Genomic DNA, 22,019 nt, shown 5'->3' with positions numbered 1-22,019 from the left:
CGGGCATTGGCTTATAATATCTCCGGGAGGAAACCCGGTAACCCTGAACCGATGGAGCATATCATGGCCAAAAATTATAAAATGTATCTCGGCGGAGAGTGGGTTGACCGCAGAGAGAAACTGACAGTCATCAACCCCTACGATGGATCCATGGTCGGCAAAGTCGCCATGGCTTCAAAAGCCGATTTCACCAGAGCAATCGACCTGGCCCAGTCCAGTTTCAAGATCACCCGCGAACTGCCGTGTTACAAGCGGGAGGAAACCTGCCGCAAGATCGCGTTTGAAATCGAAAAAAACGCCGCGAAACTGGCCCGTATGATGTCGCTTGAGCTGGGCAAGGCTTTCAAAGACTCCATGCTCGAGGTCAACCGGGCTATTGGCGTTTTCAAAGTAGCTGCCGAAGAAGCCAAGCGCATCGGCGGCGAAATCATGGACCTCGACTGGACCCCGGGAGCCGAGCAGAGAGTCGGCCTTATCCGAAGATTCCCCATCGGTGTCGTGGGCGGCATTTCCCCATTCAACTTCCCGCTTAACCTTGTCGCACACAAGGTGGCTCCCGCTATTGCCTCAGGAAACAGTATTGTTCTTAAGCCCGCTTCGAAGACACCCATTCTGGCGCTTATGCTGGCGGAGATTATTGATAAAACGGACCACCCCAAAGGAGCGGTATCGATTCTACCGGCTTCATCAAAAGACACTTCGGTGTTGCTTGAGGATCCGCGTGTCAGGCTTATTACGTTCACGGGCTCGTCAGAGGTCGGATGGTGGATAAAGCGCAACTGCGGTAACAAACAGGTTGTCCTCGAACTCGGTGGCAATGCCGGTGTGGCGGTGGCCGATGATGCTGACCTCGACTGGGCCACCACACGCCTTGTTACCGGAGCTTTTGCGGTCGCTGGGCAGTCGTGCATCTCGGTCCAGCGCATATTCGTACAGGAAAAAATCTACGACCCGTTTCTCAAGATGTTTGCGAAGAAAGTTGGAAGCCTCAAAGTCGGTGATCCCCTTGACCCTTCAACGGACATCGGCACCATGGTCGATGAAAACGCGGTGACCAAAACCGCAAAACTCATTGATGATGCCGTCCGACAAGGCGCCAAAGTCCTCGTGGGTGGAAAAGCCAGCGGAATGACTCTTCAACCAACTGTGCTTGTGAATGTGAAAAGCAGCATGGAGGCGTGCGCCAAAGAAGCGTTCGCGCCGCTCGCGGTTGTCTCGAAATATAAGACCTTCAAGCAGGTCGTCGACGAAATCAATGATTCGGTCTATGGACTCCAGGCCGGGATTTTTACGAACCGTCTCGATGATGTCTATTACGCCTTCAAAAACGTTCAGTGCGGCGGCGTGGTCATAAATGATGTTCCCACCTATCGCGCTGACCATCAACCCTACGGCGGCACCAAAGCTTCGGGGCTTGGTCGTGAGGGTGTGCGGTATTCAATCGAAGATATGACCGAAATCAAGATTCTGTCGATGAATTTCAAGTCCGCCTCGCGCGGCTGACTGGAGTCCATGTCCGCCATAGAACCGCAACCAACAGACCGGCTATCGGAACCTGGGGGTTGTGGCTTCTGTTATATAAGGTAATCGTACAGTTGAACCCGGCCCTGCGGTCGCATCAGACGGGCTTTGAATGTCTGAACAAAAGGAGGCCAAGTTTTGCGCACTAACATGGGAAAAACTGACAGGACAATCAGAATCATTATCGGAATCGTTGTCCTTGCCTTAGGCTATTATTTCGGCACCTGGTGGGGTCTTGTGGGGCTCGTGCCTCTGCTCACCGCTTTTTCAGGATGGTGCCCCGCCTATACTCTTATAGGCGTATCCACCTGTTCCGCGAAGGAAAAGACCGCTTCTCAATAGCTGATACAGCAATATCAAATGACTGCCAAAACCTGCCGATCACTGGCATCGGCGGGTTTTGCTCGCATTGGCAAATGCCCGATCGCATTGCGCTTTGCTCGCGAATTCTCGGGTTATTTTCACAATTTTGAGCCAAAATAGCACAAAATCTGTGTTGTTTTGCCGTTAGACGGGGAGTTCGGGCAAAAAGTGCTTGCCAAGCCGGGGAAGGGCTGTTATTATTGATTTTTGTTTTGGCTCAAGAAATCCAGAACGTACAAAACTGGCAAGTTTCTTTGAACTGATTTTGAGGCTTAAACGTCGATTGTTTAGGCTCTTAAACTGGAGTTGAGGGAAATTTTACGCAGTAAATTCTGTTTGACGACATTCAATTATAGAGGAACCAAGCATATGCGTCGCAAAGATATCAGGCTGGCATTTTTGATGGCTCTTGTGGTCGGACTTTCAATGTTGGCAATCTCTTCGTGTGACAATCCGGGCGACCCGGTTGACAACGAAAATCCAACGATTGCGATTACGAATCCGGTTGATGCCAGCTTCGTGCCAAACACGGTAGATGTTCGAGCGGAGGCTACCGACAACGATGGCGTTAACAAGGTCGAGTTCTATGTTGACGGAGAGCTGTATTACACCGATGAGTATTCTCCATGGGCGTGCCTGTGGACAACCACGGTGGACGATAATGGTGAGCACACGATTTATGCCAGGGCTTTCGACGAAGCCAACAACAGCGCTACTTCTCAGACCGTAACTGTAACCTGCGAAAATTACCCTCCTGCGGCGGTGGAAGACCTGGCAGCCACCGAGCCCACTCCGACCGGCGACCTTACCTTGGCCTGGACCGCTCCCGGTGAAGATGGCAATACCGGCACTGCGACTCTCTATGATATAAGATACTACTGGGCTTCGATTACCGCCGACAACTGGGTGTCAGCAGCCCAAATGACCGGTGAACCCGAGCCTTCCGCGGCAGGGACCGTAGAGTCTTTTGATATTGTCGACCTGCACCGGAGTTCCACTTATTACTTTGCCCTTAAGACCTGCGACGCCTCCGGCAACTGGTCTGAAATTTCCAACTGTGTCAGCGTTACAACCCCCGATATGTTCGATGCCGCGGTGACGTTTGATGTTGAAAGCAACGCCAATTATATGATCGTGGCGGACTTGAACGACGACGACTATCTCGATCTGGTCGTAACACATATGCGTGACACCAACAATCTATCCATCCTCTATGGTAACGGCGACGGCACCTTCCAGGACCCGGTGATCCTTTACACACGCCGCGGGCCGTCATCCGTCTGTGCGGCTGATTTCAACAACGACGACAGAGTTGATTTGGTGACAACGAAGTATATACCGGATTATAAAGTCGGCACACTCAACTATTCCAAGGTGAATCGTTTGCTTCAGCAGGACGGCAATGTCTTCGAACTTGATAACCTGATGGAAATTGATACCGGCTTCTACTGGTGTACGGCTCTGGAGCAGCCCTTCTGGGAATATTGTCAGTACTTTCGCTGTATCAGGTGGGACACGACTACGCTTCAGCCCGATCACAACCCGTGGGGTTGCCCGGACTACGATATCGAGGTCATCGATACCACTATCAGTTTCTTCTACGCTAACGACAGTTCCTATGCCAGCTGCCCCATCGATGTTGACAATGATGGGGATATGGATTTAGCGGTTGCCAACGAAGGCGACGCCAGCTTCTCGTTGCTTTTGAATGACGGTTCTGGCTTTTTTGCCAACCCGGTAAGATATGGCGGTATGGCCAAGCCGCTCTATATCTGTAGCGCCGATCTCAATGGCGATGGTTACGATGATATCGTGACGAACAGCCGGACACAGAGCAGGATTCTTGTCTTCAGGAATCTGCAAAATGGAACCTTCGCCGAAGCGGTTACTTATGTGATCTCCACGGCGCCCATGTGGATCAGCATCGCTGATGTGGATGGTGATGCCGATCTCGACATCGTTTCCGCCTGCTATGGAGGCAACGCTGTTTCCATACTCAAAAATAACGGAAGCGGTGCCTTTGGAGTCAACTGGGCGTACAACACCAGCCGTGGACCATCAGCCGTAGCTGCCGTAGATTTGACCGGCAACGGCGCCATTGATCTGGCTGTCGCCAGTATGGATGAAGATGTCGTGGCAGTGCTGTTGAATGAAGATCCCTTCCCGTATTATTCGTTTAATACGGTTACGTTCCCGGTCGGCGACGGTCCGGGCGCTATTGGAGCGGGTGACTTTGACGGTGACGGCGACAACGACATCGCTGTGCTGAATGAACTCGATGCTACCATATCGATTCTGTTCAATAGAACGATAGAATAGCCGATACTCAAATAAAGTACACTTCCATACCTTTGCTTAAAGAAGTGTTTAGGCCCCCGGTTCTCTGCTGGAACCGGGGGGTTTATTTTGGCGTATTATCAAGTAGTTGCCGAAACTTTTTGGAGGTAATTACATGGATCGAAAAAACATTTCTTCCGGCTCACCTTATGAAAGCACGATTGGCTTCTCAAGAGCTGTTAGAATCGGAAATGCTCTGGCCGTGTCGGGCACGGCTCCGATAGCGCCCGATGGATCCACCGCCGCGAAAGGGGATGCCTATGGTCAGACAATGCGATGCCTGGAGATAATCGAAGATGCCGTCGAAAAAGCCGGCGCCAGGCTCACTGATATAATCCGGACCCGCATATATATCACCGATGTGTCAGCGCAACCGCAGATTAGCCGGGCACACCGCGAATATTTTAAAGATATTCGGCCGGCCGCGACCATGGTCGTCGTCAAGGGACTGGTGCGCGATGACTGGCTGGTCGAAATCGAAGCCGATTGCGTGATTGGCTCCTGATCGACAGTGTTATCGGCCCGCGTCTGGCGCTTTGTTCGGTGTCTGCACAATCGCCCTGCCGGACTGGTCAATCAGACCAAGACGTTCCAGACGGGCTTTGATTGACCCGTAGCTCCGCTGAAGCTGCCTGGAGATTTCCGAAATGTTCCGACCCCCCTTGTGAAGGCGGACAACCTCTTCCAGTTCGTGTTCGGTCCATTTCTCGAATGCTCTGGCATGGTCCTTTTTCATTTCATCGACAGAACGGAATTGCCCGCCCTTGACCGTGAACTTCATGGCGCCTTCCACTTTGATCTCTTTGTCAACGATTATGATCTTTTCTACCAGATCCTTGGCTACCCGGGCCGACAGCATAATGTCTCCCAGAGACAACTGCGGATACTTCTCGAGCACCTGTTTGTAAGAATGTCCGGCGGCGATAAGCTCCAGCACCTCCGTTATCGCCACCCCGGTTTCTCTGATCATGACCTGCGACATAATTCTTCCTCCCGTTAACTTTGTTTGTTATCCAACAATTCCTTGAGTCGTTTCTCTGCCTCGGCTGACGACCGTCGCAAAATGCGACCGATTTCGGCGACAGTCGCGCCGCTTCGATAAAGGTTGACCAGTTCAGCCTCTTCATCAATGGACCATCCCTCGCGTCCCGGCCGGCCACCTGCCGGTATCGACTCCGTCAATGGCTCACCGCAGGCGGCCCAGTACCGTATTATCAGATAGCGGGCAGTGGCGGCCGCGTAAGCGATATCCTCGGCGACCAGTCCGGGATACCTGCCCAATATGGTTTCATAGCGAAGCCCCAGCGCCATAAGATCGAGAATCTCAAGAATGCTTACGCCGGTATCCCGAATATTTAGCCTGTCTGCCTCGCCCGCCATAACTCAAACTAATACCGGCCTGTGACAGCGGCGGTCAGTATTATTTTGGTCTTTAAGGTTACTCTTGCCCGAAAGAGCAAAATAGACTATTTTGGGCAATGAGAATTTGGAGCTAAGTTATCAGGATTTGAGGTATTATGATTTTCGGAGCCCACGAATCGATTTCCGGCGGAATCTTCAACGCTGTCGAGCGAGGCCAAATAGCTACTTGCGACACCATTCAAATGTTCAACAAGTCCAACAACCAGTGGCGGGCCAAGAAACTCGACAAAAAAGAAATAGCTCAGTTTTTCGATACGATTGAATCAACCGGCGTCACAGTCTCGGTGTCCCACACCAGCTATCTCATAAATATCGCTTCCCCCGAGCCGGCGTTGAACGAAAAATCCTACGAGTCGCTTAAAGAAGAAATGGAGCGCTGCGATATTCTCAAAATTCCCAACCTCGTGATGCATCCCGGCTCACACGTGGGTTCCGGCGAAGAAGCAGGGATGAATATGGTGGCCGACCGGATCAATCGTTTGTTCGATGAACTCGGCGACAATGGCGTCACTTTGCTTCTGGAGGCAACCGCCGGGCAGGGGACCAACCTCGGTTACAGTTTCGAGCAACTCGCCTTCATGATCGCCAGAATCGAAAACGATGATAAAGTCGGCGTCTGCCTGGACACCTGTCATATCTTCGCGGCCGGCTATGCAATCGTCGAACCAAAAGATTACAAGGCCACGATGAAGAAATTCGATGATATCCTCGGCCTGGACAAACTGAGAATAATCCACATGAACGACAGCCTCAAAGAACTCGGCTCCAAACGCGACCGTCACGAACACATCGGCAAGGGTTTTATCGGCCTGAAAGGTTTCGCCAATTTCGTCAACGATAAAAGACTTGGCAAAATACCGATGATTATCGAGACCCCCAAAGGCGACGACCTGGCGGAAGATATCGAGAATCTGAAAATCCTTAGAGGGCTGGTCAAAAAGTAATCTTCAGCCGCCGCTTCGACCCCGAAGAGCCGCCAATATCGTCCGAACCGCAACCTTAAGCGTATTCCCCGCCCGATCCCGTGGCCCGGCCAACGCAGGCAAAAAAAATCAACCAAATCTCCATCGGCCCCGTATGCTATAATAGATTTTAATAATCCATGTTCCTGCCTCTTGGGCAGGACTGCTCGATCTGGCCGGGGTCTCCGGGCGCCTTATCCAAAGGGCAATCCACTCGTTTTGAAAGGGAATGAACGCGCGTATGAAATTCATACGGGCGTAACGCAGGAGGAGAAATCATGAATAATGGAAGTATCGATGCCGCCCGGGCCGAAGCCTTCGCCGGACGATTGATAGAGTTGTATAACGGCGGTGGGCTTGCTCTTATGATCTCCATTGGACACCGCACCGGGTTGTTCGATGTCATGGATGGCATGACGTCCGCCACCAGTTATGAGATCGCCCGCAGGGCCGGACTGAGTGAACGCTATGTAAGAGAATGGCTCGGAGCCATGACAGTAGGGAAGATCGTGGAATGCGATCCGAATGGCCCGAGATATTCGCTGCCCCGTGAACACTCCGCCTTCCTGACCCGCGATTCATCACCGAACAACATGGCAGTGTTCGCCCAGTATATTCCTCTGCTGGGACAGGTCGAAGACAAGATCGTGGCAAGGTTCCGCTCGGGAGAGGGTTTACCGTACTCGGAATACAATCGCTTTCATGAAGTAATGGCCGAAGACAGCGGCCAGACCGTGGTATCCGCGCTGTTAGACTCCATTCTTCCTCTGGTGCCACAACTGCCGGAGGCTCTGTCGCGCGGCATAGATGTTCTGGATATCGGCTGCGGAGCGGGGCGGGCACTTAATCTGATGGCTAAGCACTTTCCGAAAAGTCGATTCTACGGCTTTGATATCAGTGAAGAAGCCATAAAAGTCGGCTGGTACGAGTCAAGAAGGGCCGGGCTGTTCAATGTCTATTTTGAAACAAAAGACCTAACCGATTTTGAACCCAACGGTCAAAAATGGGACCTTATTACGGCCTTTGACGCTGTCCACGACCAGGCTCAACCGGAGAAAGTCCTTGCCGATATTGCCGGCGCTCTAAAACCCGGTGGAACCTTTCTCATGCAGGATATCGCCGGCTCCGCTCACCATTACCAAAATATTGACCATCCCGTCGGACCGCTTTTGTACGCCGTGTCGTGTATGCACTGTGTGCCGGTCTCCCTGGCGCAAGGGGGCGCGGGGCTTGGAGCCATGTGGGGCGAAGAAAAGGCGAGGGAATTGCTCAGCCGGGCCGGGTTTAAGAAAATCGAAACCAGAAAACTGGCACATGACTTTCAAAATAACTTCTATATCGGGATGCTTCAATGACGACAGGACATATTCACGTTACTACAGATTTGATCGCTCAGGTCGAACAGGCTGAAATCGAGGCATGGACGGACTTTTATTCCGCGGCCGGCGCCGGAGCCTCCAGAGCGCTCGGCATCGCCGTTTCGACTAATCCCTCGGAAACCATCACCCTCGCGTCACGGTTGGACATTCTCGCTTTCAACAGAGTGCTCGGTCTGGGACTGATCGTGCCGATTTCGCGAGAAACACTTGAAAGGATTACGCTGACTTACAAAAGGGCAGGTGTGCCGCGCTTCTTCGTCCAATTGAGCCCACCGGTTGTGACCGATGAAGTAAGTCGGTTGCTACGGGCAAACGGATTCAGCCACTATAATAACTGGGTCAAGTTGTGCCGTGATGTCGCGCCTGTGCCTCCCCTAGAAACATCTGTCGTAGTTGATGAAATTACGAAAAGTCAGGCCCGCGTTTTCTCGAGAATACTGGTCGACAGCTTCGACTGGCCACGGGCACTCTGCCCCTGGATCGAAAGCGCCATAGGACGGCCGCGATGGCGATTCTATCTGGCCTATCATAAAAAGCGGGCGATAGCCACGGCGGCTCTTTTCGTATCCGGCACAGTTGGCTGGATCGATTTCGCCAGCACGTTGCCCGACGCCCGCGGCAAGGGCGCTCAGGCTGCGCTGCTCCGCCGTCGCATCGAAGATGCCCGCCGGGATGGCTGCCGCACTATCATCGTCGAAACGGCCGAGCAGACACGCGACCGCGAAGCTCCGTCCTTTAGAAACATGATACGCTACGGTTTTCAAACCGCTTACGTCCGGCCGAACTATATCTGGCGCAACATCGAACAGCAAGATTAGAGAACGGCCCTTCGGTCCACGGCGGAAAGCTATAAGATTTTAACCAAAAATTCGACCTTGCCCCTTTCACAATTGGGTATATTGCCGGCATGCATTCTGGCAGATACAGAAAACTCGCTATTCAGACAGTGGGCTGTCGCCTCAATCAGTATGAGTCGGAGCGAATGGCGGCCCAGCTCGCCCCGTACGGTTTTCAGCGTGTCATGCCGTCTGAACAGGCTGACTTGTACATCATCAATACCTGCACTGTCACCCATCGGGCTGATTCCAGTTGCCGCAACATGATCAGAAAGGCGGTACGGCGAAATCCCGACGCAAAAGTGGTTGTGGTGGGATGCTATGTCGATGCCGACCCGGAATCGCTGACTTCGATTGACGGTGTTGACCTGATAATCGATAACGCCCACAAAGATGATATCGCAAACATACTCCCCAAAGAATTCCCTGAACTCTTCGCCAATTTCACTCCGGCCACATGCACACCCATCGTGAGTGACTTTTTCGAGCACAACCGGGCGTGGGTGAAAGTGTCCGATGGATGTAACCAGTCTTGTTCGTATTGTATCGTTACCAAAGTCCGTGGGCCGCTGAGAAACCGTCCGGTCAGCGAGGTGATCAGCGACATCGACAACCTCGTCGCTGCCGGCTATAAGGAAGTGGTTCTCACCGGCGTCCACCTCGGGCATTATCGTCACCGGACAACCGAGCCGCCGGCGAAAAATCTGGCCGCATTGTGTCGGGCTATTCTTGCGAACACAGGACTCTACCGCCTAAGGCTTTCCTCGATCGAGCCGCAGACTATTCGTGATGAGCTGCTTGAGATCTACGCCGACAAGAGAATCTGTCACCACATGCATGTTCCGCTTCAATCAGGATCGAATCGCATACTGAAGATGATGCGTCGCCCGTACACACGGGAGTACTATCTCAGGCGGATCGAGGCGGTTAAGAAAGCGGCGTCCGACACCGTTATCGGCGCTGATGTAATAGTCGGATTTCCGGGGGAGACCGATGAAGATTTCGAGATGACCCGTTTAGCGATAGAGTCCGGCGTAATAGACTATCTTCATGTCTTTTCCTACTCGGATCGTCCCGGGACTCTAGCCGCCGACCTGCCCGACAAGGTTCGCCCCGACGTTATAAAGAAGCGCCACGATATTCTGGCCGAGCTCTCAGCCGGGCTTCGCCACAAAGCTCACCAAAGACAAGTTGGCAAGGAACTTGAGGTTATAAGCGAGCACCTACGAAATGAACAGGGTGGCTTTTGGGGTGTCTCCGGCAACTATATCAAGGTGGCTCTGCCCGGCAACCGAATCTGGGGCAAGGATGTAGTCCGGGTCAAGGTTGACTCGGCCGACCACGACCATGTCGTGGCCCATGTCATATAGGCCTTGGGCCTCCTCATTAATAGTAGGTAGTTCCAGCCGCGCATCTTGGCCTAATAATTCCTTGAAATAGCGGAAAATTATTCCCTTTTCTAAAAAGCCGAAGTTTTTCTCTTCGACCCGGTCGGTCACGTAATTCGCTAATAGACAGTCGCTTACGTGGTGCGACTCAAGTCTGGCACGGGCGTTGCTTTACAGCCCGATGGAGAAATAGTAGCTATAAAACCGTTTTAGGAATTTTGCGATGGTTGAACAAGCTAAACAGAGCCAAGAACAAGCCGATCAGCAACAGACGCCGGACAAGACAGCCGGGTCATCGGGCGGCTTTATGAAGTATCTCCTTTATGGCGGTGTGGCCATTGTGGTCGCTGTAGTCGTCGCGATCGGGGTGGCTTTCGTGTTCAACGGCAAATCCGTCGAGCAGGCGGAGTCGGCCAACGAGAACTCCGCAATCGAAGCTCCCGCCAGACCGGGCCAAAACCACGAAACTACCGAGCCGACTGAAGCCAATATCCAGACAGAACCCTCTCCTGATGACCTGGGACTCAGTGAAGAAGATGCTTCGGCCGTAGATAAAATTATGGATAACCTGGCCTTTCTCGACTACGAGCCAAACGACAGCGAGCTTATGAAAGAGGAAGGGGAAATTTCGGTCGAGGATTCTATCGAGCAGATAAGCTGGATCGAAAAAGAAAAGCAGGTTCTGGCCGCGAGAGCGAAAGAACTCGACGTACGCCAGAAAGAACTCGAACGACTTGAACAACAGGTAAACAAGAAGCTTTTGAATGTCGAGCAGGTCGAATCGTCGCGGACAGCCTCGCTGGCAAAACTATATGACGGTATGGATGCCCGCTCAGTAGCGCAGCTTTTGGCCAATCTCGACGACAAGACGGTCGTTTCGATTTTACCGCGGATGAAAGTGAAGAACGCCTCAGCCGTGCTTCAACTCATGCCACCGCAGAGAGCGGCCAAACTTTCGAAACAGATGATTTCACTTGCGGATAACTAAATGAACCAGACGCCGGTAAACATATTTGAACTCTTGCTGGGCAGCATCGGTACCCAGCCTACGGGCCAGAACAGCGCCGGTTCGGAAGCTTCCGGACTGTTCGGCGATATCTTCGGCCAGTATCTCTCCCGGATAAACGAGCCGGGCGCGAAAGCGCTTCTGGCTTCGGGCGAAGAGAATTCATTACCGGCATTTGACGCGCTGTTCGGACTGGCGGGGAAAACCATCGGTGAAACTGCCGGCAGCGACAGCAAATCAGCGCATTTCGGTCAGGAGATCATGTCACAAGCCGAAGGCGCTTACGCGGACCATATGAAAGGTTTGATGGCTGAAGAGCTGGGTCAACTTCCCGAAGGCAACTATCGTATTCTCGATTCTAATGTCTCCGGCGGCAAGTTGACTCTGCATCTGGAAAATGAGAATCTTCCCGGACAGACCATCAAGCTGGTCCTTCCGACCGACAGCCTGGCAAATCTGACGAACACGGCGAGCCAGCGAGTCGCCCTCGACGGAATCACCGCTGATACCGCCAAGCTGGACAATATGCTCTCCCAGCTCAATCTCAAAGAGCTGAGAATCGAAAGCGCTGCCGCAGATCAGCAGGCCAAACAGCCGATGCAGATTTCTCTGCTGGCGGAGAGCTCATCCGGAGAGCTTCAGCTTCGCGCCAGCCTTGATAAAAGTCGTATCAGAGCCTACAGCAGCGGCTCCATAAATAGTACCACGGACGGAATTCTCGAATCATCCGATAGCAACAAGTCGCAGATACCGAAAATACTCGAGACAATGCAGGCCGTAAACGGCGTGCAGGGCAAGGGCTCGATAACGCTTCAGCCGCAGAATGACTATTATCTCGGCGCCATGATCGGTGGCAACGCCAAAGCGTCAACCCTTCTCGGCAGCAGAATCGCCGCGGCTCAGCCGGATCTCTTCACTTATGCCAAGGACAGCACAGACAAAGGTCATACTTCAAACGCCTATGAGTCTTTACAGACGGCGTTCGCGACGACGGACACCAGAACCGTTATCGATTCCAACGGCAATCGTGTTATCCGGTCCGATGTTCGCTTCATAATGCCGGCCGATATCAAAACATCGCTCAAGCCGAACGGACAGTCAGTGACACTGCGAATCGAGCCGGAAAATCTTGGACCGGCAAGGCTCAGCCTGTCGCTCAAAGACGATAAACTCACGGCACGAATCAGTGTCGAGTCCGCCCCGGCCAAAGCCGCCCTCGAAAGCAATCTTGACCGTCTGGTCACCCAGTTGACCAAGGCGGATATCAATGTAGATCAGATAGAGATTACGATCACCGGAGACAGCGCTCACAACGAATTCTTCCAGCGTCAGCCGCACTGGCATCACCGGGTCACCTACCGGTCATCGCAATCCGACGACATTAATCTCGGCCAGCCGGACATCGTCGCCCCCGACATATTAACGAAAGCGGCACAATACGCCGGACCGGCCGGAGTTAATCTGTTAGCATAGGAGAAGAATCGTATGGGAATTATATCTCCATTAGGCACTGACACTAACGGTAACGTGAAACAAACCGGAAGCCTGCAGATTCTCGGTGAGGATGATTTCCTGCAGCTCATGATAACCAAGCTCGAGAACCAGGACCCGCTCAATCCGATGAGCGATGAAGACTATATCGCGCAGCTGGCGCAGTTCTCGTCACTGGAACAGCTCAACTTCATCGCCGATGGGTTGGCCAGTGCCAACGAGTGGGACTACCTGCAAATGCAGTCCATTAATAATGTTATGGCGTCCAGCTTTATCGGCAAAGACGTTCGCGCGGTATACAGCGGCGTTTATGTCGACGCCGAAACCAACCCGACCATCACATACACTCTCGATTCGGCTGTCGATTCGGTGGAATTCGTCATCAAGGATTCCAGCGGTATGACGGTTGCCACCCTGACGCAGGACAGCGTCAGCAGAGGCGTTAACAGCATCACCTGGGATGGCACCGACAGTATGGGCAACCGGGTCGATGAAGGCTATTACTATGTTGAAGCGACTGCGACCACCGCGGCCGGCAACAAGGTGACACCCAGCCTGTCGTTGGAGGGAACTGTGGATGCCGTCATTTATCGCGATGGCTCGGCCTACTTGAGAGTGAATGGTACCGAGATAGCGCTGGGCGATGTGTCTACAATCGCCGAGAAAGGCGCCTACGCATCAGACAGCGATGACAGCGAGTGAAAAAAGGAAAAGGTCAGGTAAGAAAATGAGTTACGGACAGGCAATGCGAATCGGCAATTATCAAAGACCGGTTGATTTGATAGAAATCGCCAACCGGGGTAAGGCGGCGCCGCAAGAGGCCCGCCCGAGCGATGTATCCTTCAAAGATATGTTCTCACGCGAACTGGCCTCCAACCGCAAGCTCACGTTTTCCAGGCATGCCCAGGAACGCCTGTTTTCGCGTAATATCACCTTGTCGGAAGAGACGGTCAATGGCATCGCCGACGCGATCGACAAGGCCGAGCTGAAAGGCTCAAAAGAAACGCTGGTTCTCTCCGATGAAGCGGCCTTCGTCGTCTCCGTAAAAAACCGCACCGTCATAACCGCCTTCGATAGAGACAATCTGCGCGAAGGTGTCGTGACAGCTATCGATTCGGCAGTGATAATATGAGTTCGAGAATAGAAATGAAAAAAACGATAAACAATCAGATAACTGGAATTGGACTCCATGTTGATGGAGAGATTCCGGTCGAAAGCATGGAGGTAGTTTAACCATGATGGCATCATTGTTCTCCGGAGTATCCGGACTGAAGAATCATCAGGTTAGAATGAACGTGATTGGTAACAACATTGCCAACATTAACACTATTGGCTTTAAGGCCAGTCGCGTCAACTTTCAGGAAGCCCTGGTGCAGACCCTTCAAGGAGCGGGGAGACCGTCGGCAACGACAGGCGGTACCAACCCGGTGCAGTTGGGTCTGGGTATGCAGGTAGCATCAATCGACACTCTGTTCCAGCAGGGTGGTCTGGAGACCACCGGACAGATAACTGACCTGGCAATCCAGGGAACAGGTTTCTTTGTGCTTGGCGACGCCAACGACAACCGGTTTTACACCCGCGCCGGAGCCTTCGGCTTCGACGCCAACAGTAATCTGGTTGATCCGGCCACCGGCCTGTTCGTAATGGGACGTATGGCCGATTCGACCGGCGAGATTCCGTCGCTGGCCACCACCAGCCCGATTACCATTCCGTTCGGTCAGCAGGATCCGGCGCAGGCCACCGAGACAATCACACTGGCCAATAACCTGAACGCCTCGGCGACCGACTCGGTAGCGACGCTGATGCAGTCCGGAACTTCGAACGTCAACGGCGTTTCGGGAACCGCTGTTGATGGCGTGGGAGGTACCCACACTATTACCATCACCGGTAACCAGGCGCTGAACGATTCGTTTACCACCAACACCGGCGGCACGCTCGCTTTGACCGACACGCTGGGCACCGACCTTGGCGTTACGGATTTCTCGGGTTTCTCGATTACGATTGACGGCACCCGCACCGAGCCTATTATGGGACTCACCGCAATCTCCACTGTCAACGACCTCATCGACGCCATCAACCTGATTGCGGGAATCACCGCCGATTTCGATTCCGGTGAAATTACCATCACCCGCGATATTGCCGGTGACCCGGCCGAGTACAATTTCTCGTCTTCGGCGGCAGCAGCCGGCAATATAGTACAGGAAGTGTTCGGTGGCGCCTTTGTGTCCTCCGGCGGTGCCGCGACAACCTTCGTGGCCACTGACAGCTTCCTGCCTTCACAGGGTACTGGCGCCGCAGCCGGTCCCTTCGTAACGCAGCTTGATCTCGTCATTAACGACCAGACCGGGCTTGTCGAAGGTTTGGCGAACCTTGGCGGCGGCGGGGTGGAAATCACCACCTTCAGCGGCGGCCTGATGGCCACTGCCCCGGGGTCCGAACTCGTCATTCAGACAGACGATACGACTCATTCCATGTCCATCGCTATCTTCGACTCTCTTGGCGCCAAGCATACGCTGTCGCTCGAGTTCTTTAAGTCCGCAATTACCAACCGTTGGGAATGGACTGCCTCCACCACCGGCAACGAGACTATCAGCTCCGGTGCCACCGGCTATGTCCAGTTCAACTCCGACGGTTCGTTGAATACATTCACCTATAACGGTGGCGCCCAGGCAATCACCATGGATCCCGCCAACGGTGCCGCCGTACTCAGCATCGAAATCGATGCCGGTACGGTCAACTCTTTTGACGGTCTCACCGGATTCTCTACGGCCAGCCATACCGCCGCCATTATCGGTCAGGATGGTTACGGTTTGGGAATTCTGGAGAAGATCTCCATTGACCAGCAGGGCAATATCTCGGGATTCTTCTCCAATGGTGTGACCAGAATTCTGGCCCAGATAATTCTGGCCGACTTCTCAAACCAGGCCGGTCTGCACAAGGCCGGTAACTCGATGTATCAGGAATCAGCCAACTCCGGCGAAGCTGTTGAGGGTGTGGCGGGCGAAACTGTCGCCGCGACTCTCTCCTCGGGAGCGCTGGAAGCTTCTTCCGTTGATATCGCCCAGGAATTCACCAGCATGATTACCGCCCAGCGTGGTTTCCAGGCCAACGCCCGGATTATCACCACCTCCGATAACATGCTCGATGACCTGGTCAACATAAAGAGGTAATAAGTAAGTGATTAAGGTTACCCGACTAAACGATACCGACCTCGTAATAAACGCGGACCTGATAGAGTTCGTCGAGGCGATTCCGGATACCATTATTTCTCTAACGACCGGTAAGAAGATAATGGTCAAGGAATCTATCGAGGAGATCATAGAACGGGTAGCTGAGTTCAAGCGGAAATCAGGTATCCGGGTTAAAACCCCGGATACCGCCTCCGCCCCGGAAGGGAGTTAAAAATGCCAGATAATGATAAGACCATAGTTGAAGGCGGAAAAGGACAGGCGGAAGCGCCGCCCCCCGCAAAGAAAAAAGGCGGCTTGATGCTCTTTGGCGGTATTGGCCTGGGAGCTGTCATAGTCGGTGTGGCCCTCGCCCTGTTCGTGGTCAAACCGATGATGTCTGACTCGGGCGGCGACAGCGCTGCTGTGGAACAGAGCGAAAGCAGCCACGAGAAAGATGCCAAAAAGCCACACAAGAAAAGCGGCGAAGCCGGCGAGGCGCTCATACACGAGATCAACAATATCGTGATCAATCCGGCCGGTACCGGAGGATCGAGATTTTTGTCGGTTTCGTTCGGTTTCGATCTCGCTTCACCCGCGCTGGCGGCCCAGTTCGAACGTCGGGAACCGATTATTCGCGATGCTCTGATCACGATTCTCTCGTCCAAAACCGTCCAGCAGCTGACCGACCCGAAAGAAAAAGAAATCGTCCGCTACCAGATTAAAAAACGGCTGTGCCAGTTGATGGAAAGCGACGGCATAACCGGTGTGTACTATACCGATTTCGTGATGCAATAGAGGATACCCAAGCGTGGCAAAGATACTTTCTCAGGATGAGATAGACGCCCTATTAACGACTGTATCCTCCGGAGACTCCGCTCCGGAAGAAGACAGTTTCGATGATGACAAGGCGAAGTCGATTATAGCGTACGACTTCAAACACCCCAACCGGGTGTCCAAAGACCAGATCCGTACGCTCGAAAACATGCACGACAACTTCGCCGGTCACTACGGCTCAACCCTATCTACGATCATGCGAACGATCGTCGATGTTGACCTCGTTTCGGTGGACCAGATTACCTATTCCGAGTTCATTATGTCCCTGGTGACGCCGTCGTGCACCTACACTTTCTCGGCCGAACCGCTCGATGCCGTCTGTCTGGTCGATTTCAACCCGACCCTGACATTTTCGTTTATCGACCGCATGTTCGGTGGCAACGGAAAGATTCTGGAGACCGAAAGAGAGCTCACCGGTATCGAGCGCTCGGTCATGACCCGCCTGGCCCACAAACTGTATCGCGACCTGGAGCGCGCCTGGGAAAACATTGTCAAAATCCACGCGGAAAATAAAAGCTTCGAAACCAACCCGCAATTCATCCAGATCGTGGCTCCCGGTGAAACGGTGGTGGTCGTTTCGTTCCAGGTTAAACTTTTTCAGTCCACGGGACTTCTCACGGTCTGCTATCCGTTCATGTCGCTGGAACCGATTATCACCAAGCTGTCGGCCCAGAACTGGATTGACGCTACCAAGAAGAAGAATCTCGAAAGCGACCGCCACGTTAACCTGTACAATATCAAGCGCGTCGATGCCGAACTGACCGCCCAACTTCTGACGACCAATATCAGGATGCGCGAATTCCTCGAACTGAAAGTTAACGACGTCATACCGTCGGAAACAAAAATATCTGAAGACATATCGGTTTATGTTAACCGCCGCAGGAAATACCTCGGACGGCCCGGCCTTTCGGGGAAAAAACGCGCGGTGCAAATAGTGGACTATACCGAAGAAGAAAAACTGGAGGTAGGATAAATTATGGCTGATGAAAAAGATTTGCGGACTCCGTCGGAGCCGGAAGCGGTAGAGAACGAGCAGCGCGTGCCTGTCGATGAAGCGGCGGCCGCGGCCGCTGAGGCGCCGGGCGTCGGGGCCGATAAGAGTCCCGCCGAAGCCGATGCCGAAGCGGAAATGATGGCCATGCTCGAGGATCTTCCCGAAGACGAGCAGAAGGCGAATGTCGACGATATCGATTTCGGCTCAACTTCCGTCTCAAGAGCCGAGTTCCAGCAATTGTCGGAACCGGCCGGGAGAACGGAAGGACGCAATATCGATTTGTTGATGGACGTCAATCTCCCCATCGCCATCGAACTCGGTCGAACCCGGATGTCTATCGCCGATATACTGGCGCTCGGTCCCGGTTCGGTCGTCGAACTTAACAAGCTGGCCGGTGAACCGGTCGACCTTCTGGTCAACCAGAAAGTAGTGGCAAGGGGAGAAGTCGTTGTTATCGACGAAAACTTTGGCGTCAGAATCACCCAGCTCATGACGCCGGAAGAAAGGTTGAAATCACTTGGAGAAGATGCATAAGGTCAACAGACGTTCACGTCTGGCCGTGCTTGTGATCGTCATCATCGCGCTGATTGGCGTGCTGGCCATCAACACCGACCCGGCCAGGGCGGTAAAATCCAGCGCCCCGCAGACGACAGACGAAGCGCAGGTCACCGGCAATGGCGCCGGGGAAACCTCCTTCTATTCATCAGCCATGCCTTCGCTGTTGAAACTGTTCAGCGCCCTCGTAGTCGTTGTCGCGGCCATCTATGTCGGCATCTTCCTGCTGAAGCGCCTGATGGGCAAGAAATACTCCGGTAACCGACAGTCCAACCTGCTGGAGGTTATCGAAACAACATATATAGCGCCGAAGAAAAGCGTCTCGCTGTTGCGAGTCGCCGACAAATCGGTTCTGATCGGTACCTCCGAAAACCAGATAACGGTGCTTACCGAACTGGATAGCGAAGAGACCAGGAGGGTCCTCGCCGCGGCGGCTACCGAAGTCGAGAGCGAAAACTTCGGCCATTTGCTCAAACACGCCACCAGCAAAATAAGGGAATTCGGTTTCAGAAGAGCGGGGAAGACCGCCCTGGAAACTCAGGAAACAACCGTTTAAAAAACGGTTCCGCCCTCAGGCGGAATCAACCGGATGTATATCCCCCCAGTGACATTGGAAGTTGCGGGGTAACCAGAGATATAGGACATGAAAAACATCGTTAAGAAAGTCACGCTCGCGGCGGGAATGCTCCTTCTGCTCTCGGCAGAAGCGTATTCTCAAACGATCCCCAAGATCTCGGTCGAAGTTGGCGAGGCCGCCGACTCCGGCGAACTCAGCACTACGCTCCAGATCGTTATCCTCATGACGGTACTCGCGCTGGCGCCGTCGATTCTCATCATGGTGACATCATTCATCCGCTTCACCGTGGTATTGTCATTTCTGCGTCAGGCTATGGGTATTCAACAAATGCCGCCCAACCAGCTTCTGGTCGCGCTGGCGCTGATCCTGACTTTCTTTGTGATGTCGCCGGTGGTCAACCAGGCCTATAACGAAGGCATCAAGCCTTACCTGGATCAACAGATAACCAAGGAAGAGGCGTGGGATAAAGCGGTGGCACCATTCAAAACGTTCATGCTGTCACAGACGCGTGAGAAAGACCTCGCCCTCTTCGTCGATATAGCTAAAATCGAAACCCCGGAAAAACCGGAAGACCTGCCCATCCACGTGCTCGTGCCCGGATTTGTGATCTCCGAACTCCGTACGGCATTTCAAATAGCCTTCGTGCTGTTTGTCCCGTTTTTGGTAATTGACATGGTCGTGGCATCGGTTCTGATGTCTATGGGTATGATGATGCTTCCGCCGATTATCGTCTCGCTGCCATTCAAGATTCTATTGTTCGTGCTTGTCGATGGATGGTACCTGCTGACGAAATCGCTGGTCGAGTCGTTTCACATGTAAAGAGGTATGATAAAATGACACCCCAAATGGTTGTTGCGATAGGACGCGAAGCGCTGACACTGACAGTTATGATCTCCGGACCACTTCTGTTGTTCGCGCTGATCGTAGGTCTGGCCATTTCCATCTTTCAGGCCATCACCCAGATCCAGGAAATGACACTCACTTTCGTACCCAAGATCCTCGCGGTCGCTCTGGCTCTGCTGATTTTTCTGCCATGGATGATCAATATGGCTACCGATTTCACCCGTCATATGTTCGAGCTTATTCCAACGCTGGCCGGATGACAAAATTCGCCCAAAATAGACCGCTTGAACTTTTTTCCAACATCGCTGGTAATATTTTCCGCAATAATCTCCCGGCAATAACGACACATAATAATAGCAAAAGCTAACCCCCTACAATTCAACAGCTTAAAGCGCCGCATTAAACTGTTTCAGTCTGGCACAGGTTTTGTGATAGCAATAAGCGATTAACCCGTATTGTAAGGATTTTAGCCTTGTTCGACTTCATAAATTTCGGTGCTGATAAGCTAATCGTCCTGCTTCTCATCATTCTCAGAACATCGGGTCTGCTCATCATGGCGCCGGTATTGGGTGACAAAGGCATCCCCATGCTTATCCGCGTGGGATTGGTTTTGCTTTTGTCGATGGTGCTGTTGCCGACCCTGCCGAACATCGATTCCTTCGAACAGGTTACTTCACTGTGGCAACTGGCCGGCCTGGCCTTCAACGAACTTCTGATCGGATTCGTTATCGGCCTGTTTTATCGCCTGATCTTCATCGGCGTTCTCACGGCCGGTTCGATAATTGGCTACCAGATCGGTTTCATGTTCGCCACCGTTTTCGACAACAACATGTCGAACCAGGTTTCGATTATCGGCCGGTTTCTGTATGTGCTGGCCATTCTGTTTTTCCTGAGCATTAACGGACATCACGTAATCATAAATGCGTTTGTAGACAGCTACCAGGTGATCCCGCCCGGCGGCGTGAGCGACTACGGCTCTACCGGCGAACTGATCATCAGGTACTCGGCCTACATCTTCGTGATAGCCCTCAAAGTAGCCTCCCCGGTTATGATCACGCTCTTTCTCACCGACGTGGCGCTGGGCACTATCGCCAAGACCATGCCGACGATGAACGTCTTCTTCGTCGGTTTCCCCATCAAAATCGGGGTCGGACTTACGGTCATGGCGATGTCGCTGCCGTTGTTTGCCTATGTAATCGAGAAGGCGGTCGGCTACTTCGATAACGAATTGAGGATGTTGCTCTACTCTCTGGGAGGAGCATAAGCGCAAATGGCTGAACAGGGTTTTCAAGAAAGAACCGAAAAGCCGACCGGCAGGCGGCGAACCAAGGCACGCGAGGAAGGTAAAGTTGCCAAGTCGATGGAACTCAACTCCGCCGCAATTCTCGTGCTTGGCTTTCTGTCGCTGTGGATGATGGGTCCGTATCTCGCCGAGCAGACGATGCAGCTCATGAGATACACCATGGCCAACGCTCCGCAGATCGCCGTGGCCGATCCCACCTTCGTAAAGATATTCGGCGACAACCTGCTCAAGTTCTTCGTGATCCTCGGCCCCGTATTCGCCCTGGTGGTGATGGTGGCTTTTGGTGTCAACGTGGCGCAGGTGGGTTTTAAGATCACACCCAAGGCAATGGAACTCAAGTTCGACAAACTCAACCTCGTCAACGGCCTCAAACGCCTGTTCTCGTTGCGCTCGCTCGTCCAGCTCGTGCGCGACTCCATCAAGCTGTTCATCATCGGATTCGTCGCGTACAAAGTCATTCAGAGTGAATTCGATTCGTTCTTTCTGCTGCCGGATATGTCGGTGGTGCAACTGGCGACCATGATGGGTAAACTGGCCCTGAGCATGGTCATCAAGATTGGCGGCGTCATACTGGCTATCGCCGTGCTGGACTACTTGTACCAGCGCTATGAATTTGAAAAATCAATCAGAATGTCCAAACAGGACCTTCGCGATGAATACAAGGACACCGAAGGTTCCCCGCAAATTAAATCCAGGGTGCGGCAGCTGCAGCGTCAGATGGCGCGTAGCCGCATGATGGCCGCCGTCCCGACCGCCAGCGTGGTTGTTACCAACCCGACCCACATCGCCGTCGCCCTGAAGTACGATCCGTCCGAAATGAACGCTCCGCAGGTGATCGCCAAAGGCGAACGCCTCATTGCCCAGCGCATCAAGGAAATCGCGATCGAGCACGGCATCCCGGTGGTCGAAGACAAACCGCTCGCCAGAGCCCTGTTCAAGATGTGCGATGTCGGTCAGCTGATTCCGGCCAACCTCTACAAGGCCGTGGCTGAACTGCTCGCTTATGTCTACCGCATGAAGGAAAAGGTGATAAAGTAA

At 53.1% G+C, this 22,019-nt stretch carries 23 protein-coding genes and 1 pseudogene; 22 read left to right on the top strand and 2 right to left on the bottom strand.

Features of this window, described 5'->3' with window-relative positions; translation table 11 throughout:
• Positions 1–63: 63 nt before the first annotated feature.
• The 4 genes from AB1483_09430 (at position 64) to AB1483_09415 (ending at position 4,726) form a co-directional block, all read left to right on the top strand.
• Complete coding sequence (locus AB1483_09430) at positions 64–1,503, top strand: aldehyde dehydrogenase family protein (GenBank protein ID MEW6412678.1); 1,440 nt, start codon at positions 64–66, stop codon at positions 1,501–1,503.
• 156 nt (positions 1,504–1,659) lie between these two features.
• A complete protein-coding gene (locus AB1483_09425; GenBank protein MEW6412677.1) occupies positions 1,660–1,863 on the top strand; it encodes a DUF2892 domain-containing protein in 204 nt (67 codons plus the stop codon).
• A gap of 390 nt (positions 1,864–2,253) precedes the next feature.
• Entirely contained in the window at positions 2,254–4,203 is a 1,950-nt protein-coding gene (locus AB1483_09420) for an FG-GAP-like repeat-containing protein (protein ID MEW6412676.1), read from the top strand.
• Between the two features lie 133 nt (positions 4,204–4,336).
• Positions 4,337–4,726, top strand: a complete 390-nt coding sequence (locus AB1483_09415; protein MEW6412675.1) for a RidA family protein — start codon at positions 4,337–4,339, stop codon at positions 4,724–4,726.
• Between the two features lie 9 nt (positions 4,727–4,735).
• Here the strand turns inward: AB1483_09415 and AB1483_09410 are convergent, their stop codons facing one another.
• Both AB1483_09410 and AB1483_09405 read right to left on the bottom strand, forming a co-directional pair.
• Entirely contained in the window at positions 4,736–5,203 is a 468-nt protein-coding gene (locus AB1483_09410) for a DUF433 domain-containing protein (GenBank protein ID MEW6412674.1), read from the bottom strand.
• A gap of 14 nt (positions 5,204–5,217) precedes the next feature.
• Positions 5,218–5,601, bottom strand: a complete 384-nt coding sequence (locus AB1483_09405) for a DUF433 domain-containing protein (GenBank protein ID MEW6412673.1) — start codon at positions 5,599–5,601, stop codon at positions 5,218–5,220.
• A 137-nt stretch (positions 5,602–5,738) separates the two neighbouring features.
• Between AB1483_09405 and AB1483_09400 the strand changes: the two genes are divergently transcribed.
• The 18 genes and pseudogenes from AB1483_09400 (at position 5,739) to flhB (ending at position 22,019) form a co-directional block, all read left to right on the top strand.
• Entirely contained in the window at positions 5,739–6,587 is an 849-nt protein-coding gene (locus tag AB1483_09400) for a deoxyribonuclease IV (protein ID MEW6412672.1), read from the top strand.
• A gap of 296 nt (positions 6,588–6,883) precedes the next feature.
• Complete coding sequence (locus tag AB1483_09395) at positions 6,884–7,960, top strand: methyltransferase domain-containing protein (GenBank protein ID MEW6412671.1); 1,077 nt, start codon at positions 6,884–6,886, stop codon at positions 7,958–7,960.
• A complete protein-coding gene (locus AB1483_09390) occupies positions 7,957–8,802 on the top strand; it encodes a GNAT family N-acetyltransferase (GenBank protein MEW6412670.1) in 846 nt (281 codons plus the stop codon). Before AB1483_09395 ends, AB1483_09390 begins: the two co-directional genes overlap by 4 nt.
• Before the next feature lie 89 nt (positions 8,803–8,891).
• Positions 8,892–10,190, top strand: coding sequence for a tRNA (N(6)-L-threonylcarbamoyladenosine(37)-C(2))-methylthiotransferase MtaB (gene mtaB / locus AB1483_09385; protein MEW6412669.1), 1,299 nt, complete (start codon positions 8,892–8,894; stop codon positions 10,188–10,190).
• 241 nt (positions 10,191–10,431) lie between these two features.
• The gene (locus AB1483_09380; GenBank protein MEW6412668.1) at positions 10,432–11,196 is read left to right on the top strand and encodes a hypothetical protein; all 765 of its coding nucleotides are present in this window, start codon (positions 10,432–10,434) and stop codon (positions 11,194–11,196) included.
• Positions 11,197–12,687: a flagellar hook-length control protein FliK gene (locus tag AB1483_09375; GenBank protein ID MEW6412667.1), complete on the top strand. Its 1,491-nt coding sequence runs from the start codon at positions 11,197–11,199 to the stop codon at positions 12,685–12,687.
• Positions 12,688–12,699: 12 nt separating this feature from the next.
• The gene (locus AB1483_09370) at positions 12,700–13,407 is read left to right on the top strand and encodes a flagellar hook capping FlgD N-terminal domain-containing protein (protein MEW6412666.1); all 708 of its coding nucleotides are present in this window, start codon (positions 12,700–12,702) and stop codon (positions 13,405–13,407) included.
• A gap of 25 nt (positions 13,408–13,432) precedes the next feature.
• Positions 13,433–13,837 (top strand): TIGR02530 family flagellar biosynthesis protein, encoded by a 405-nt coding sequence (locus AB1483_09365; GenBank protein MEW6412665.1) that lies wholly within the window; start codon positions 13,433–13,435, stop codon positions 13,835–13,837.
• A 103-nt stretch (positions 13,838–13,940) separates the two neighbouring features.
• On the top strand, positions 13,941–15,875 hold the full coding sequence (locus AB1483_09360; GenBank protein MEW6412664.1) for a flagellar hook-basal body complex protein: 1,935 nt from the start codon (positions 13,941–13,943) through the stop codon (positions 15,873–15,875).
• 7 nt (positions 15,876–15,882) lie between these two features.
• Complete coding sequence (locus tag AB1483_09355; GenBank protein ID MEW6412663.1) at positions 15,883–16,107, top strand: flagellar FlbD family protein; 225 nt, start codon at positions 15,883–15,885, stop codon at positions 16,105–16,107.
• 2 nt (positions 16,108–16,109) lie between these two features.
• Positions 16,110–16,670: a flagellar basal body-associated FliL family protein gene (locus tag AB1483_09350; protein MEW6412662.1), complete on the top strand. Its 561-nt coding sequence runs from the start codon at positions 16,110–16,112 to the stop codon at positions 16,668–16,670.
• A gap of 13 nt (positions 16,671–16,683) precedes the next feature.
• Entirely contained in the window at positions 16,684–17,682 is a 999-nt protein-coding gene (gene fliM, locus AB1483_09345) for a flagellar motor switch protein FliM (GenBank protein ID MEW6412661.1), read from the top strand.
• Between the two features lie 291 nt (positions 17,683–17,973).
• Positions 17,974–18,237, top strand: a pseudogene (fliN, locus tag AB1483_09340) (flagellar motor switch protein FliN).
• Positions 18,230–18,814 (top strand): flagellar biosynthetic protein FliO, encoded by a 585-nt coding sequence (locus tag AB1483_09335; GenBank protein ID MEW6412660.1) that lies wholly within the window; start codon positions 18,230–18,232, stop codon positions 18,812–18,814. The pseudogene fliN and the gene AB1483_09335 overlap by 8 nt, the downstream one beginning before the upstream one ends.
• Positions 18,815–18,901: 87 nt before the next feature.
• Complete coding sequence (gene fliP / locus AB1483_09330; GenBank protein MEW6412659.1) at positions 18,902–19,654, top strand: flagellar type III secretion system pore protein FliP; 753 nt, start codon at positions 18,902–18,904, stop codon at positions 19,652–19,654.
• Between the two features lie 14 nt (positions 19,655–19,668).
• Entirely contained in the window at positions 19,669–19,938 is a 270-nt protein-coding gene (fliQ, locus tag AB1483_09325) for a flagellar biosynthesis protein FliQ (protein MEW6412658.1), read from the top strand.
• A 212-nt stretch (positions 19,939–20,150) separates the two neighbouring features.
• Positions 20,151–20,942 carry a flagellar biosynthetic protein FliR gene (gene fliR / locus AB1483_09320; protein ID MEW6412657.1) on the top strand — a complete coding sequence of 264 codons (792 nt, stop codon included), beginning with the start codon at positions 20,151–20,153 and terminating at the stop codon, positions 20,940–20,942.
• Between the two features lie 6 nt (positions 20,943–20,948).
• Positions 20,949–22,019: a flagellar biosynthesis protein FlhB gene (gene flhB / locus AB1483_09315; protein MEW6412656.1), complete on the top strand. Its 1,071-nt coding sequence runs from the start codon at positions 20,949–20,951 to the stop codon at positions 22,017–22,019.

This window comes from Candidatus Zixiibacteriota bacterium (genome assembly GCA_040756055.1).
Lineage (GTDB): Bacteria > Zixibacteria > MSB-5A5 > GN15 > FEB-12.
This window is presented reverse-complemented; position numbering and strand designations above follow the sequence as displayed.